Origin of the sequence: Glycomyces artemisiae, from assembly GCF_003002955.1 — a bacterium.
GTDB lineage: Bacteria > Actinomycetota > Actinomycetes > Mycobacteriales > Micromonosporaceae > Glycomyces > Glycomyces artemisiae.
In genome coordinates, this window is record NZ_PVTJ01000010.1 from 127264 (window position 1) to 142267 (window position 15004).

General features: G+C 70.6%; 16 protein-coding genes, 1 tRNA gene and 1 pseudogene. 9 read left to right on the forward strand and 9 right to left on the reverse strand.

Annotated features, from left to right (window positions below; translation table 11 throughout):
- Positions 1-67 precede the first annotated feature (67 nt).
- Positions 68-1270 (forward strand): alanine racemase, encoded by a 1203-nt coding sequence (locus tag B0I28_RS22685; protein ID WP_281260951.1) that lies wholly within the window; start codon positions 68-70, stop codon positions 1268-1270.
- Between the two features lie 9 nt (positions 1271-1279).
- Here B0I28_RS22685 and B0I28_RS22690 read toward each other — a convergent pair whose 3' ends face one another.
- Complete coding sequence (locus tag B0I28_RS22690) at positions 1280-1723, reverse strand: (deoxy)nucleoside triphosphate pyrophosphohydrolase (RefSeq protein WP_425433452.1); 444 nt, start codon at positions 1721-1723, stop codon at positions 1280-1282.
- A 433-nt stretch (positions 1724-2156) separates the two neighbouring features.
- On the opposite strand from B0I28_RS22690, the gene B0I28_RS22695 reads away from it, so the two are divergent.
- Positions 2157-2510: a pterin dehydratase gene (locus B0I28_RS22695; RefSeq protein WP_181245913.1), complete on the forward strand. Its 354-nt coding sequence runs from the start codon at positions 2157-2159 to the stop codon at positions 2508-2510.
- 126 nt (positions 2511-2636) lie between these two features.
- On the opposite strand, the gene B0I28_RS22700 is transcribed toward B0I28_RS22695, so the two are convergent.
- Positions 2637-3002, reverse strand: coding sequence for a hypothetical protein (locus B0I28_RS22700; RefSeq protein WP_106366136.1), 366 nt, complete (start codon positions 3000-3002; stop codon positions 2637-2639).
- A 286-nt stretch (positions 3003-3288) separates the two neighbouring features.
- Between B0I28_RS22700 and B0I28_RS22705 the strand changes: the two genes are divergently transcribed.
- On the forward strand, positions 3289-3723 hold the full coding sequence (locus tag B0I28_RS22705) for a VOC family protein (RefSeq protein ID WP_106366137.1): 435 nt from the start codon (positions 3289-3291) through the stop codon (positions 3721-3723).
- A gap of 13 nt (positions 3724-3736) precedes the next feature.
- Here B0I28_RS22705 and ychF read toward each other — a convergent pair whose 3' ends face one another.
- Both ychF and B0I28_RS22715 read right to left on the reverse strand, forming a co-directional pair.
- On the reverse strand, positions 3737-4810 hold the full coding sequence (gene ychF, locus B0I28_RS22710; protein ID WP_106366138.1) for a redox-regulated ATPase YchF: 1074 nt from the start codon (positions 4808-4810) through the stop codon (positions 3737-3739).
- A gap of 93 nt (positions 4811-4903) precedes the next feature.
- Complete coding sequence (locus B0I28_RS22715) at positions 4904-5326, reverse strand: hypothetical protein (protein ID WP_106366139.1); 423 nt, start codon at positions 5324-5326, stop codon at positions 4904-4906.
- Positions 5327-5454: 128 nt separating this feature from the next.
- Here B0I28_RS22715 and B0I28_RS22720 point away from each other — a divergent pair, with 128 nt between their 5' ends.
- The 3 genes from B0I28_RS22720 (at position 5455) to B0I28_RS22730 (ending at position 6992) form a co-directional block, all read left to right on the forward strand.
- Positions 5455-6012 (forward strand): TetR/AcrR family transcriptional regulator, encoded by a 558-nt coding sequence (locus tag B0I28_RS22720; RefSeq protein WP_106366140.1) that lies wholly within the window; start codon positions 5455-5457, stop codon positions 6010-6012.
- 77 nt (positions 6013-6089) lie between these two features.
- A complete protein-coding gene (locus B0I28_RS28370; RefSeq protein WP_106366141.1) occupies positions 6090-6551 on the forward strand; it encodes a MarR family winged helix-turn-helix transcriptional regulator in 462 nt (153 codons plus the stop codon).
- A gap of 12 nt (positions 6552-6563) precedes the next feature.
- Complete coding sequence (locus B0I28_RS22730; protein WP_106366142.1) at positions 6564-6992, forward strand: organic hydroperoxide resistance protein; 429 nt, start codon at positions 6564-6566, stop codon at positions 6990-6992.
- Positions 6993-7057: 65 nt separating this feature from the next.
- Here B0I28_RS22730 and B0I28_RS22735 read toward each other — a convergent pair.
- The 3 genes and pseudogenes from B0I28_RS22735 to B0I28_RS22745 form a co-directional block, all read right to left on the reverse strand.
- A pseudogene (locus B0I28_RS22735) lies at positions 7058-7807 on the reverse strand (succinate dehydrogenase/fumarate reductase iron-sulfur subunit); the annotation flags it as partial.
- Entirely contained in the window at positions 7807-9702 is a 1896-nt protein-coding gene (locus tag B0I28_RS22740) for a fumarate reductase/succinate dehydrogenase flavoprotein subunit (RefSeq protein ID WP_106366144.1), read from the reverse strand. The gene B0I28_RS22740 and the pseudogene B0I28_RS22735, both read right to left, overlap by 1 nt.
- 12 nt (positions 9703-9714) lie before the next feature.
- Positions 9715-10518 carry a hypothetical protein gene (locus B0I28_RS22745; RefSeq protein ID WP_106366145.1) on the reverse strand — a complete coding sequence of 268 codons (804 nt, stop codon included), beginning with the start codon at positions 10516-10518 and terminating at the stop codon, positions 9715-9717.
- Between the two features lie 169 nt (positions 10519-10687).
- Between B0I28_RS22745 and mshB the strand changes: the two genes are divergently transcribed.
- Positions 10688-11569, forward strand: a complete 882-nt coding sequence (gene mshB / locus B0I28_RS22750; protein WP_106366146.1) for an N-acetyl-1-D-myo-inositol-2-amino-2-deoxy-alpha-D-glucopyranoside deacetylase — start codon at positions 10688-10690, stop codon at positions 11567-11569.
- A 35-nt stretch (positions 11570-11604) separates the two neighbouring features.
- A complete protein-coding gene (locus B0I28_RS22755) occupies positions 11605-12081 on the forward strand; it encodes an MgtC/SapB family protein (protein WP_106366147.1) in 477 nt (158 codons plus the stop codon).
- Positions 12082-12084: 3 nt separating this feature from the next.
- Here the strand turns inward: B0I28_RS22755 and B0I28_RS22760 are convergent.
- Positions 12085-12158: transfer RNA gene (locus B0I28_RS22760), tRNA-Arg, on the reverse strand.
- A 420-nt stretch (positions 12159-12578) separates the two neighbouring features.
- On the opposite strand from B0I28_RS22760, the gene B0I28_RS22765 reads away from it, so the two are divergent.
- On the forward strand, positions 12579-13583 hold the full coding sequence (locus B0I28_RS22765) for a M48 family metallopeptidase (protein ID WP_106366148.1): 1005 nt from the start codon (positions 12579-12581) through the stop codon (positions 13581-13583).
- Between the two features lie 52 nt (positions 13584-13635).
- Here B0I28_RS22765 and B0I28_RS22770 read toward each other — a convergent pair whose 3' ends face one another.
- On the reverse strand, positions 13636-14976 hold the full coding sequence (locus B0I28_RS22770; RefSeq protein ID WP_106366149.1) for a dipeptidase: 1341 nt from the start codon (positions 14974-14976) through the stop codon (positions 13636-13638).
- Positions 14977-15004 lie beyond the last annotated feature (28 nt).

Below are 15004 nucleotides of genomic sequence, written 5' to 3' on the forward strand. Positions count from 1 at the left end.
CGCCAGCTCAGCCGAGCGCGGTTCGACCGCACTCGGCCCGGTTCCGACCCGAGGAGACCCGCGCATGATGGACACGGCCCGCCTCGACGCTCTCCGCGACGAGGTGCTCGATTGGCGGTACAAGGGCATTCCGGCTGCGGCTCACGGGCTCACGGTCGCGGAGTGGCTCGCTTCGGGGCCCCCCTCCCCCTCCCTCCCCACCCCCCTCGTATCGATATCGGACCAGGCTCTGGAGCACAATCTGCGGGCCATGGCCGCGTGGTGTGCCGACCGGGGGCTTGCGCTCGCCCCTCATGGGAAGGCCACCATGGCTCCGCAGTTGTGGCGCCGCCAGCTGGATGCCGGGGCTGCCGCGATTACGGTCGCTACCTCCTTTCAGGCCGGGGTGGCCCGCCACTTCGGCGTGCCCCGCATCGTCATCGCCAACCAGATCGCCGATCCGGCCGAGCTTGTACGACTAAGCGTATGGGCAGGTGAAGGCACTGCCATCGGACTTTTTTCCGATTCGGCCCTGACCTTCGTCAGGGGTGCCGGGGGCTGGGCCGCGCCGTTGGACGTGTACGTCGAACTCGGGAACCCCGGCGGCCGGGCCGGGGCGCGGAGCGTCAAGGAGGCGCTTGAAGTCGCCGCGCAGATCGAGGCCGCGCCGCATCTGCGGCTCGCCGGGGTGGCCGGATACGAGGGGTCGGTGACCGGCGGGACCGACGCGGCGTCGATCGCCGCCGTCGACGACTACCTCGGCGACCTCGCGACCCTCTTCGAGGCGTTGGACTTCGAGACCGACCGGCCCGTCGTCAGCGCGGGCGGCAGCGCCTACTTCGACCGCGTCGCCGCGATCCTCGGGCCGCTCGCCGACCGGGCCGAGGTCCTCCTGCGCTCGGGCTCCTACCTCGTCCACGACCACGGCTTCTACGCGCGCATGACCCCGACCGCGCGCGGCGGCGACGGCCCGGAGCTGCGCCCGGCGCTCGAAGGGCGCTCCCGCGTGATCGCAAGGCCCGAACCGGGACTGGCGATCCTCGACGGCGGCCGCCGCGACTTCCCCTACGACCAGGACCTGCCGATCCCCCTGGGGCTGAAGGACACCGAGTGCCCGCAGATCAGCGACCAGCACCTGTTCCTCACCGGCGCGGTCGACGGCCTCGCCGTCGGCGACACCGTGCGCCTCGGCCTCTCCCACCCGTGCACCAGCTTCGACAAGTGGCGTCTCATCCCTGTCGTGGATGAGGAGACCGGCACCGTGGTCGACGCCGTCCGGACCTTTTTCTGAGGTGGACCGCTAAGGGCGCGGCCCCGAATCCTCGGCGCCCAAGGCCTCCCGGATCGCGTCCACCGCTGGGCGGTTGCCCGGCAGCCACGGGACCGAGTCGAGCTCCTCGGGCCGGAGCCAGCGCAGTTCGGCGTGCTCCTTCGCGTGCGGCTCGCCGCCCGCGAGTGCGGCGTAGTAGACGCGCAGCAGGTGCCGGCCGTCGCCGGTGGAGAGGTCGCCGGTGACGCGCTCGCCGACGGTGATGTCGACGCCGAGCTCCTCGCGGCATTCGCGGCGCAGCGCCTCGGCCTCGGTCTCGCCGGGTTCGAGCTTGCCGCCGGGGAACTCCCAGAGCCCGGCCAGTGCGGGCGGGTAGGCGCGGGCGGCGGCGAGGATCGCGCGGCCGTCGCGGATCGCGGCGCCGACGACGATGCGGGGGACGCTGCCGGGTGTGCTTGCTTCGCTCACCGGCAGGAGTCTAGGCCGGTGGGGCAGAAGGCGGCCGATGGGTCCGTTGCCGGGCTGAAGGCGTTTCGTTATCTTTCGTGCGAACGATGACGATGCGTGATGACCAGTGAGCATCCTGTTGCTCATACGTTCGGTTGATATCGCATGGGCCGGGTGGTCAGGAATCGTGTCCGTCGGCACAGAACCAGACAAGAACTGTCCCTGAATTTCCGCAATGACCGTTTAATCCCGTTTGCCGGTCTGGACAGAAGCTGAACAACGCGGAAGACTCGGTTTTGAAATGATAAAGATCCGGCGACAATTCAGACACGAACGCCCCTCGTGACTGTCGGATCCCTGTCAGACCAACCTTACTGATCGGTCGCGGCCCTGCAATGGCCGGGCACAGCTCTGCTGGACGCGGCACTTCGGAACGGCGACGACGGATGGCGACGGTGCCATGGGGAGAACGGAGCAAGACGACAACGTGCTGCTGGATGCACTGAGGGAGCTCAACGGTTGGGTAGCGGACGACGGCCGCCTCTCGCGGTCGCTGCCGCTCGACGACTCCCAGCACGCCGAGCTCGCGGAGCAGATCAAGATCTTCGCCGACACGCTCGGCGTCCGCCCGGACGTGCGGCGGACCGACGAGGCCACGCTCATCGTGCTCGCCCGCGAGGGCGGGTTCAGCCTCACCGACGTGACCTTCGCCGGACGCGTCGAGACCGCGTACATCACCATCGCCGGGGACCTCGCGGCCGAGGAGACCCACCTCTCCAAGGGCCGCTTCCGCTGGCTCAGGCGCGGCGAATAGCCCGTCCACGGACGAATCTGTTCACGGGCGGCGATGACAAGGCGGACCGCCGGGAACCCCACCTCCCGGCGATCCGCCGAACACCGCGAAGGCCCGCATCCTGTGCGGGCTTTTCGCTTGCGCCGCTTACAGCGCGGCCGGACCCGAGACGGTCCCCGGCGCCTCGATGAGCGCCCGTGCCTCCGGCTCCTTCACGACTTGAGCCGGGGACGGCGCCAGGCCGGCGGCCGCTCCGGCCCGGTTCGCACTGCCGCGCATCGCGCCCGGCACGATCACCAGGGCCAGGACCCCGACCGCCAGGAGCGGGACCGACACGAAGAACACCGTGCCCGCCGCGTCGTCGGCGCCGAGCAGCGGGAGCACGATCCACCCGGCCAGCATCCCGGCGATCCCGAGCACCCCGACGACGAGCGTCGCCATGGTGAGCCGCCCGAAGGCGGCCATGGACCGCGCGATGCGCTCGTCCATCGCCTGGAGGTCCGCGAGGGCCACCGGCCGCGCGGTGGCGTAGCGCAGGTACTGCAGGCCCTGCGGCGCCTCGCGCCGCGGATCGGAGTGGTCCCGGGCCTTCGGTAGGACTTGACGACCGTGCCGTCAGCGGTGACGTGCCACCGGCTCCCGGGGGTCGGATCGCTCATGCCGCCTGCCTTTCCGCGCCGGGTCCTGCCCCGGCGGCGCTCGACGCGGGGCCGACGGCCCCGCCCGGTCCCCGAGTATCGCCGCCCGCCGCAAATCCGGGCGGGGCCCCGGCCGTGCGCGGCGTCGATAGGCTGGCGCCATGATCGTGAGGATGGACAACGTCGGCATCGTCGTCGAGGACCTCGCCGCGGCGGTCGCGTTCTTCCAGGAGCTCGGGCTCGAAGCTGAAGGCACGGGCATGGTCGAGGGCGAATGGGCCGGGCGCGTCACCGGCCTGCCGGGCCAGCGCGTCGAGATCGCGATGATGCGCACCCCGGACGGCCACGGCCGCCTCGAACTCTCGCGCTTCCTCGAACCCGCCGTCGCCGCGGACCACCGCCGCGCGCCCGTGAACGCCCTCGGCTACCTGCGGGTCATGTTCGCCGTGGACGACCTGGAGGCGACGATCGAGCGCGTGCGCCCGCTCGGCGGGGCCGTGGTCGGCGAGGTGGTCCGCTACGAGGACGTCTACCTGCTGTGCTACCTGCGCGGCCCCGAGGGCGTCCTCATCGGGCTCGCACAGGAGCTCGGCTGAACCGGGCGAGGCGCTAGACGTTGAAGCGGAACTCCACGACGTCGCCGTCGGCCATGACGTAGTCCTTGCCCTCCATGCGGACCTTCCCGGCGGACTTGGCGGCCTGCATCGTGCCGGCCTCGACCAGGTCGTCGAAGGACACGATCTCGGCCTTGATGAAGCCGCGCTGGAAGTCGGTGTGGATCTCGCCCGCGGCCTCGGGGGCGGTCGCGCCCTGCTTGATCGTCCAGGCGCGCGTCTCCTTCGGCCCGGCCGTGAGGTACGTCTGGAGGCCGAGGGTCGCGAAGCCGACGCTCGCGAGGCGGTCGAGGCCCGGCTCGGTCTGGCCGGTGGACTCCAGGAGCTCCAGGGCCTCGGCCTCGTCGAGGTCGATGAGCTCGGACTCGAACTTCGCGTCGAGGATGACCGCCTGCGCGGGGGCGACGAGCGCGCGGAGCTTCGCGGCCAGCTCCTCGTCGGCGACCTGGTCCTCGTCGACGTTGAACACGTAGATGAACGGCTTCGCGGTGAGCAGGTGCAGGTCGTAGAGCAGCTCGGTGTCGAGGCCCGCGGCGAAGACGGTGCGACCGGAGTCGAGGACGGCCTGCGCGGCCTGCACGGCCTCCAGCTTCGGCTTGGCGTCCTTGTTCATGCGCGCCTCGCGCTCCAGGCGCTTGAGGGCGTTCTCGATGGTCTGGAGGTCGGCGAGGATCAGCTCGGTGTTGATCGTCTCGATGTCGTCGACGGGGGAGACCTTGCCGTCGACGTGGGTGACGTTCCCGTCCTCGAAGACGCGCACGACCTGCGCGATGGCGGAGGTCTCGCGGATGTTCGACAGGAACTGGTTGCCCTTGCCCGCGCCCTCGGAGGCGCCCTTGACCAGGCCTGCGATGTCGACGAACGTGACGGTGGCCGGGAGGATCTTCTCCGAGGAGTAGATCTCGGCCAGCTTCGGCAGCCGGTCGTCGGGGACGGCGACGACGCCGACGTTCGGCTCGATCGTCGCGAACGGGTAGTTCGCCGCGAGGATGTCCGAGCGGGTCAGCGCGTTGAACAGCGTGCTCTTGCCGACGTTGGGCAGGCCGACGATACCGATGCTGAGTTTCACGAGAACCGATTCTAGGCGGGGCCGCGCCGCGCGGCTGCGGCGCGACCTCGCGATGTGCACTGGGACGGCCCGGGGGCGGCGCCGGGCCGGGTCCTACGCGGTCAGGAGCCCGATCCCGAGGGTCAGGGTCCCGGCGGCGAGGCTCGCCGCGCCCGCGTAGAGGAGGGCGATCGCCTTGTTGGGCTCGGTGCGGCCCTTCCCGGCCATCGCGGCGAAGAACCCGCCGGACATGAGGATCGCGGCGGCGGGGATCCCGGCGCGGGCGATCCAGCCCCACGCGCCGTCGAGGCCCGTGGCGTCGGCGAGGACGAGGCCGATGAGGCTGAAGATGACCAGGACGCCCGCGTGGGCGTGCCCGGCGCGGGAGAAGGACTTCTGGAACTCGGTGAAGGGCACCTTGCCGCTGGCGATCCGGACCAGGAAGGTGCCGCCGAACTCGATGGTGACGACAGTGAGGAGGACGATCCCGGCGAGGAGCCGGGAGGCGTCGCTGAGGGCGAAGGCGGAGTCGAACATCAGGGGCTTCCAATCTCGTGGCGGTGCTGCATCTGAAGGTACCCAGCTGTCTTGACACTGTCAAGTTCGAATCTTGACAATGGCCAGTGTCGTTTGACACTGTCAAGATCCGCGGTACAGTGGTTCCCGTGACCGACCGCTACCACCACGGGGACCTCCGCCGCGCCCTCATCGACGCCGCCGTCGAGGCCGTCGCCGAGGCCGGGCCGAGCGCCCTGAGCCTGCGCGCCGTCGCCAAGCGCGCCGGCGTCTCCCACGCCGCACCCGCCCACCACTTCGGCGACAAGGCCGGGCTCCTCACCGCCGTCGCCGCCGAGGGCTTCGACCGCTTCGCCGACGCGCTCGAACGCACCTGGGACGCCACCGGCGACTTCGCCGCCGTCGGCGCCGCCTACGTCCGCTTCGCCATCGACCACAAGGCCCACTTCGAAGTCATGTTCCGGCCCGAGCTGCTCCACACCGACGACCCCGACCTCAACCGCGCCGAAGCCCGCTCGCGCGCCGCCCTCCACCGCGGCACCGGCGCCGACCCCGAAGCCGTCTTCAACGTGCGCGCACTGGGCGCCTGGTCCCTCGCGCACGGCTTCGCAGAGCTGCTCATCGCCGGGAACTTCCCGCAGGGGGTGGCCGACAACCCGGAGGCCGCCTTCAAAGCCGTCGCCGCCGCAACGCTGCTGGGCGAATAGCGGCTCCGTTCCGTCTGGCTGGCAGATCACAATTAATTAAGTTGTGCGCAACTTAGTTGCGCGCTATCTTTCTTCTCATGGACGCGACACCGAGACTCAGCGAGCAGGCGTGCTTCGCCATGTACGCCGCCTCCCGGGCCGTCATCGGGCTCTACCGGCCCATGCTGGACCGGCTCGGACTCACCTACCCGCAGTTCCTGGTCCTCATGCTGCTGTGGGAGACCGACGGCCGCACCGTCAGCGACATCGGCAACGAGCTCCAGCTCGACTCCGGCACCGTCTCGCCGCTCCTCAAGCGCCTGGAGGCCGCCGGGTTCGTCGAGCGCCGCCGCGAATCCGACGACGAGCGCCGCGTCACCGTCCACCTCACCGACTCCGGCGCGGCCCTCGAAACCCGGGGCTGCGAGATCACCCAGGTCGTCGGCACCGCCTCCGGCATGTCCTACGACGAGCTGATCGCCCTGCGCGACCGGCTCAACGAGTTCACCGCATCCGTCGGCGACCGCGAATCCGCCTCCGAGAACAACACCTCCGAGTAAAGGGGAAACCACATGGAACCGCTCTACGTCGCGCACGCCGTCTCCTCCGGCGAGGGCCGCAACGGCCACGTCGCCACCGACGACGGCCTCATCGACCTCGACCTCGCCATCCAGAAGGAGCTCGGCGGCCCCGGCGGGCTGACGAACCCCGAGCAGCTGTTCGCCGCCGGGTACGCGGCCTGCTTCCACTCCGCGCTCCAGGCGGTCGCCCGCGCCGCCAAGGTCGACCTCGGCGCGTCCTCTGTGGAGGCCAGCGTCGGCATCGGCAAGGAGGGCGAGGGCTTCGGCCTCAACGCCATCCTGGAGGTCTCCACCCCCGGCGCCCCCCGCGAGACCGCGCGGGCCCTGGTCGAGAAGGCCCACCAGGTCTGCCCGTACTCCAACGCCACCCGCGGCAACATCGTCGTCGAGATCGACCTCGTCCAGGCCGCCGGAGAGTAAGGCGCGCAAGCAAAAGGGCGGCCCCCGGTGAGGGGCCGCCCTTTCACGCCTCCTCAAGCCGAGGTCTTCCCCTTGCGGAAGATCTTGCGGCCCAGCCACACCAGCGGGTCGTACCGGTCCCCGGCCACGCGCTCCTTCATCGGGATGATCGCGTTGTCGGTGATCTTGATGTGCTCCGGGCACACCTCCGTGCAGCACTTCGTGATGTTGCAGTACCCGAGCCCCTGCTCGTCCTGCGCCGCCTCGCGCCGGTCGTCGCGCGCGTCCAGCGGGTGCATGTCGAGCTCGGCCGCGCGGATGAACAGGCGCGGGCCCGAGAACGGCGGCTTGTTCTCCTCGTGGTCGCGCACCACGTGGCAGGTGTTCTGGCACAGGAAGCACTCGATGCACTTGCGGAACTCCTGGCTCCGCTCCACGTCGACCTGCTGCATCCGGTACTCGCCGGGCTTCAGGTCCGCGGGCGGCGCGAACTGCGGCATCTGCCGCGCCTTCTCGTAGTTGAACGACACGTCCGTGACCAGGTCGCGCACCACCGGGAACGTCCGCAGCGGCGTGATCGTCACCGGCTCGCCCTCCTCGAAGACGTTCATGCGCGTCATGCACATCAGCCGCGGCATCCCGTTCACCTCGGCCGAGCACGAGCCGCACTTGCCCGCCTTGCAGTTCCACCGCACCGCCAGGTCCGGGGCCTGCTCCGCCTGGATGCGGTGGACCACGTCGAGGACGACCTCGCCCTCGTTCACGGCGACGTCGAACTCGGCGAAGTCGCCGCCGTCCGCGTCGCCCCGCCACACCCGGAAGGTCCTCGTGCTCATCAGGCGTCCTCCGCTTCCGTCGGCCCGTATTCCTCGGGGGTCATGTACTTGGCCAGTTCACTGGTGTCGAAGAGCCCCAGCAGCTCCGGGGTCATGGCCGGGACGTCCTGCCGCGCCAGGGACACCTCGCCTCCGTCGAGCGTCGCCACCAGGTTGACGCGGCGCCACTCGGGGTCCATGCCCGGCGCGTCCTCGCGGGTGTGCCCGCCGCGCGACTCGTCGCGCTCCAGCGCGGCCTTCGCCGTCGCCACCGAGCAGACGAACATGTTCCGCAGGTCCAGCGCCAGGTGCCAGCCGGGGTTGTAGGCGCGCCCGCCCACGGCCGTCACGTTGTCGATCCGCGGCTTCAGCGCCTCCAGCTCCCGCAGGGCCTCCTCCAGCTCCGGGGCCCTGCGGATGATCCCGACCAGGCGCCCGTTGATCGCCTGGAGCGCCGCCTGGAGCTCGTACGGGTTCTCGCCGTCGTTCCCGAACGGCCGCAAGGCCTCCGCCTGGGCGGCCGCGATCTCCTCGTCGCGCAGCTTCGGCGGCTCCGAGGCCGTCGCGTGCTCCGCCGCGAACTCCCCGGCCCGCTTGCCGAACACCAGCAGGTCCGACAGCGAGTTGCCGCCCAGCCGGTTCGAGCCGTGCATGCCGCCCGAGACCTCCCCGGCCGCGTACAGCCCCGTCACCTTCGACGACGCCGTCTCGGGGTCGACCTCGATGCCGCCCATGATGTAGTGGCAGGTCGGGCCCACCTCCATCGGCTCCGACGTGATGTCCACATCGGCCAGCTCCTTGAACTGGTGGTACATGGACGGCAGCCGCTCGGTGATGTACTCGGCGCTGCGCCGCGACGCGATGTCCAGGAACACCCCGCCGTGCTCGGTGCCCCTGCCCGCCTTCACCTCCGAGTTGATCGCCCGCGCCACCTCGTCGCGCGGCAGGAGCTCGGGCGGGCGCCGGTTGTGGTCGGGGTCGGTGTACCAGCGGTCGCCCTCCTCGGGGTTGTCGGCGTACTGCGCCTTGAACACCTCGGGGATGTAGTCGAACATGAACCGCTTGCCCTCGGAGTTCTTCAGTACGCCGCCGTCGCCGCGCACCGACTCCGTCACGAGGATGCCGCGCACCGAAGGCGGCCACACCATCCCCGTGGGGTGGAACTGGATGAACTCCATGTTGATCAGGCTCGCCCCGGCGCGCAGCGCCAGCGCGTGCCCGTCGCCGGTGTACTCCCACGAGTTCGACGTGACCTTGAACGACCGCCCGATCCCGCCCGTCGCGAGCACGACCGCGGGGGCCGCGACGGCCATGAACCGGCCGGTGCCGCGCCGGTACCCGAACGCGCCCTTCACCCTCCCCTGCTCGATGAACAGCTCGGTGATGGTGGTCTCGTCGATGACCTGGAGCTTCGCGTCCCCTTCCCCGGCCGCCTCGTCGTCCTGCTGGAGCGAGACGAGCTTCTGCTGGAGGGTCCGGATGAGTTCGAGGCCCGTGCGGTCGCCGACGTGGGCGAGGCGCGGGTACTCGTGGCCGCCGAAGTTGCGCTGGCTGATCTTCCCGTCGGCGGTCCGGTCGAACAGGGCCCCGTAGGTCTCCAGCTCCCAGATCCGGTCGGGCGCCTCCTGGGCGTGGAGCTCGGCCATGCGGTAGTTGTTCAGGAACTTCCCGCCGCGCATGGTGTCGCGGAAGTGGACCTGCCAGTTGTCGTTCGCGTTGACGTTGCCCATCGCGGCGGCCGCGCCGCCCTCGGCCATGACGGTGTGCGCCTTGCCGAACAGGGACTTCGAGATGACGATGACGGTCTTCCCGGCCAGGCGCGCCTCGACCGCCGCGCGGAGCCCGGCGCCGCCCGCGCCGATGACGAGGACGTCGCAGGCGAGGTGCTCGACGTCGTTGAGGTCGTTGTCGCTCATGCCTACTCCTGCTTATCCGATGAACCGGAGGTCGGTGATCCACCCGGCGGCCACGGCCATGACGTAGAAGTCCGTGAGCGCCAGCGACGCCAGCGTGATCCACGCCCACATCATGTGGCGGGCGTTGAGGGCGCTGGAGACCGTCCAGAACCGGTACCGCACCGGGTGCTTCGAGAAGTGCTTCAGGCGCCCGCCCATGACGTGGCGGCACGAGTGGCAGCCGAGCGTGTAGCACCACAGCAGGACCACGTTGGCCCACAGCACGAGGTTCCCCAGGCCGAGGCCGAACCCGTCGGGGGAGTGGAGCGCGAGGATCGCGTCCCACGTGTTGATGACGGAGATGAGGAACGCGGCGTAGAAGAAGTACCGGTGGAAGTTCTGGAGGATCAGCGGGAAGCGCGTCTCGCCGGTGTAGGAGGTGTGCCCGTCGGGGACGGCGCACGCGGGCGGCGACAGCCAGAACGACCGGTAGTACGCCTTCCGGTAGTAGTAGCAGGTCAGCCGGAACGCCAGCAGGAACGGCAGGCTCAGCGCGGCGTAGGGGATCAGCGGGTGGTCCCGGAGGAACCGTCCGAAGTGGGCGGCCTCGGGGACGCACCCGGTGGAGACGCACGGGGAGTAGAACGGCGTCAGGTAGTGGTAGTCGGCGACCCAGTAGTCGCCTTGGTAGAAGACGCGGAACGTCGCGTAGGCGACCCAGGCGGTGATGCCGAGCACCGTCAGGATCGGGCCCCGCCGCCAGTTGTCGGTCCGCAGGTTCCGCGCCTTGATCGCGGCCCGCGGCGACGAGACGGCACTGTCTTCGGTCGTGGTCATCAGCGCAGGATATCCCTGAACCTGTGACGTAAGTCCATGGGGTACATCACAATTACGAGCTTTTCTCTTACTGGGACTGTAGATTGCGAAGTTTCATGTGAGCACTCGTTGCGTCTCCTGGGGCGCAAGGGGAGCCGGTTCCCGCGGTCCGCCGATTAGGCTTGGGCCCATGAGCGCACGAGGCATCCTGTTCGTCCACGCCCACCCCGACGACGAGACCGTCTCCACCGGATCGACCCTCGCCCACTACGCCGCCCGCCCCGACGTGCACCTCACCGTCGTCACCTGCACCCTCGGCGAAGAGGGCGAGATCCGCGTCCCCCACCTCGCGCAGCTCGCCGCCGACCAGGCCGACCAGCTCGGCGGCTACCGCTACTGGGAGTACCGGCAGGCCACCGGCATCCTCGGCGTCGAGGACACCCACTTCCTCGGCGGCGTCGGGCGCTGGCGCGACTCGGGGATGATGGGCCTGCCCTCCAACGGCCACCCGCGCGCGTTCTGGGGCGCCGACGTCGACGACGCGGCCGCCGACCTCGTCGCCGTCCTCCGCGACCGGCGCCCCGAAGTGCTCGTCACCTACGACCCCGTCGGCTTCTACGGCCACCCCGACCACATCCAGGCCCACCGCGTCGCCATGCGCGCCGCCGACCTCGCCGCCGACCCCGCGTGGCGCCCCGACCTCGGCGGGGCCCACGAGGTCCGCAAGATCTACTGGACCACCGTCCCCCGCGATGTCGTCGAAGCCCAGTTCGCGGCCTTCGCGGGCGCCAGCGACAACCCCTTCGCGGGCGCGGCGTCCGTCGACGACCTCCCGTTCGGGTCCCGCGACGACGAGATCCACGCGTGCGTCACCGCCGGGCCCGCCGCCGCCGACAAGAAGCGCGAGGCCATGGCCGCGTACGCGACCCAGATCGCCCCCGGCGACTGGCTCGACCTCCTCGGCGACAAGCTCGGCGACGGCGCGGTCGCCGCCGAGCACTACATCCTCGTCAAAGGCGAGAAAGGCCCCGGGGAGGGCCCCGACGACTGGGAGTCCGACCTGCTCGGGTGATTCGCCGCGGCCCCGGCGGGGTACCCGAGCACGTCATGGACGACTTCCTCACCCAGCTCGGACCCGTGGCCCTCGCCCTCCTCCTCGGCGTCCTCGTCGGCGCCGAACGCGAATGGCAGGGCAAGCCGGCCGGAATGCGCACCCACGCCCTCATCGCCGTCGGCGCGGCCCTGTTCGTCCTCGCCGGCCGCTACGGCTTCGGCCACATCGAGCCCGGCACCCCCGGCGTCGACCCCGCCCGCATCGCCGCGCAGGTCGTCACCGGCGTCGGCTTCCTCGGCGCGGGCGTCATCTTCTTCCACCGCAACCTGGTGTACGGCATGACCACCGCCGCCTCGATCTGGTCGGTCACCGCCATCGCGGTCGCCTGCGCCGCCGGGCTGTACTGGATCGCGGTCGCCGTCGCCGCCATGCACCTGATCGTCGTCGCGGGACTCGCGCCGGTCGAGAACTGGATCGCCAAGCACGCGGAGCGCAGAAAAGAGAAGCATCCGGGCGATGTGGGGGAGTGAGCGCGCCCCAGGCAGGATTCGAACCTGCGACCATCGGATTAGAAGTCCGGTGCTCTATCCAGCTGAGCTACTGAGGCACGGCGGGGAGCACACGGCGCCGCGCCAGCGGTAAGGATACCCGGCGCCGGGCCCTCCCGGGGGGACGGGGCGGGAAGGCGGGCACGGATACGGGGCGTCGCAAGAACACCCCAAACGATTCTCCACGACGCCCCGGAATTGCTGACCCACATCAATGAGTAGTCCTTGAGCGCTCAAGTGTCAAGCTGCGCGCGGCGTGTTGACGCTGATTCGTTATCTTGCCCTAAGTGGGCGGCAATGCCCGCTATGCGTCCTGACTGCGTGCGGCCCTAATGGACACGCAGGGTGAAATCCGGCACGCACCGAACGAGCACGGAGCGTGCGCGATCCGGTCGCCCCGGCCCGCCCCGCACTCGCCGGAGCCCGCCCCTGGCGCCGCCGTGCCACACTTGCGGGAGAGCCGACTGTGAGGAGCGGGCATGAGCGACGAGCGTCAACCGGCCGAGGACGCCCCGATCGAACCGCGCGAGAACGGGCGCGAACCGGTCATCTTGCGCGGCATATCGACCCGGGCCTGGGAGCACCCCGCCGACCGCGGCGCCCTCGTCGCGCTGCGCGAGCTCCGCGGCTTCGACATCGTCCTGCGCAAGCTCTCCGGCATGATCTCCGAGCGCGCGCTCCGCTTGAGCCTCATGGGCTCCGCGATCAAGGTCGACCGCCACCAGTACTCCCGCGTCCACGACGCGTACCTCTCCGTCGGCGCCGTCCTCGACGCCGCCGACCTCCCCGACCTCTACATCACCCGCAACCCCGACCTCGGCGGCATGTGCATCGGCATCGACAAGCCGGTCGTCGTCATCAACTCCGGGTCCCTCGACCTCCTCGACGAGGCCGAGCTCCGGTTCCTCCTCGCCCACGAGCTCGGCCACGCCCTCTCCGGGCACGGCCTCTACCGCACCCTGCTCATGGTCCTGCTGCGCCTGACGACCTCCGTCGCGTGGATCCCCGTCGGCGTCGTCGGCCTGCGGGTCATCACCGCCGCGCTCTACGAGTGGAGCCGCAAGTCCGAGCTGTCCGCCGACCGGGCCGGGGCCCTCGCCGTCCAGGACCCGGCCGCGGCCATCCGCGTCATGGCGAAGCTCGCCGGCGGCGGCGACCTCCACGACGTCGACACCGCGGCGTTCCTGGAGCAGGCCAAGGAGTTCGAGACCGGCGGCGACCTGCGCGACAGCTTCCTCAAGCTCATCCTGCTGGAGCAGCGCAGCCACGACTTCGCCGTCGCCCGCGCCGCCGCCGTCAAGACCTGGATCGACGAGGGCGAGTACCGCGACTACCTCGCCGGGTCCTACCCTCGCCGCGACGAGGACGCCGACGCGTCGATCTCCGCCGAGGCCAAGGCCGCCGCGAAGTCCTACAAGGACCTCTTCGAGACCTCCGGCGACCCGCTCGCGAAGCTCCTGCGGAAATTCCGCGACGGACTCTAGGACAAGCAGAGAACGGGCCCGATCGGATGACCGGGCCCGTTCTCCGTATCGCTCAGCGCTTGAGCTTCTCCAGCAGGAGCGCCTCCGCCGTGCAGACCCGCTCGAACATCCGGATGTCGAGGGACTCGTTGGGGCCGTGCGGGTTCGAGTACTGGTCCTCGACACCCGTCACGAGGATCGCGGCCTCGGGGTACAGCTCCTGGAACGTGGCGATCATCGGGATCGAGCCGCCGACGCCGATCTCCACCGGCTCGGTGCCGTCCCACGCCTCCGTGAACGCGGCGCGCGCCGCGTCGAACGCCGGGCCGGTCGCGTCGATCGCGCACGGGTCGCCCACGCCGCCCTCCGGCGTCACCGTCACCTCGGCGCCCCACGGCGCGTTCGCCTCCAGGTGCGCGGTGACCGCCTTGAGCGCGTTCGCGCCCGAGTCGCCGGGCGCCAGCCGGAACGAGAGCTTCGCGCGGGCGCTCGGCTGCAACGCGTTCGCCGACTCCGCCGCCCCCGGCGCGTCGATCCCGAGCACCGTCGCGGTCGGCTTCGTCCACAGCCGCTCGGTGAGCCGCCCGGTCCCGATGAACTCGGTGCCCGGCAGCATCCCGGCCTCGTGGCGCAGCGCCGCCTCGTCGAAGTCCAGGTCCGAGGCGCGGCCTGAGACCAGGCCCTCGACCGCCACGTCCCCGTGCTCGTCGTGGAGGGTCGCCACGAGCCGCGCGAGCGCGGTCAGCGCGTCGGGCACCGGCCCGCCGAACATGCCCGAGTGCACCGCGACCTTGAGCACCGAGACCTCGACGTACACATTGACGACCCCGCGCAGGCTGGTGGTCAGCGCCGGGACCTCGGTGCGCCAGTTGTTCGAGTCGGCGATGACGACCACGTCCGCGGTCAGCAGGTCCTTGTACTCGTTGAGGAGTCCTTCGAGCGTGGGGGAGCCGAACTCCTCCTCGCCCTCGATGAGGAGCTTCACGCCCACCGGCGGCCTCCCGCCGTGCGCGCGCAGCGCCGCGATGTGCGCCATCACCCCGGCCTTGTCGTCGGCGACGCCGCGCCCGTACAGGCGCCCGTCCTTCTCGACCACCGTGAACGGGTCGTCCTGCTCCCACTTCGCGAGGTCGCCCACCGGCTGCACGTCCTGGTGCGCGTACAGCAGCACCGTCGGCTGCCCCTCGGGCGCGGGGAAGTGCGCGTACACGCTCGGCTGCCCGCCGCCGTGCGACAGCTGCCGCGCCTCGGCGGCGCCGGCCTCTTCGAGCAGGCGCTGGACGGTGTCCGCGCCGCGCCGGACCGGCTCGTGGTCGAGTCCGTCGAAGGCGATCGCCGGGATCTTGACGAGGGCCTCCAGATCGGCGCGGACCCCCGGGAGGGCGGCGCGCACCGCATTCACTACATCGCTCATGGGGCGCAATTCTAGGTCGGGTCTAGAG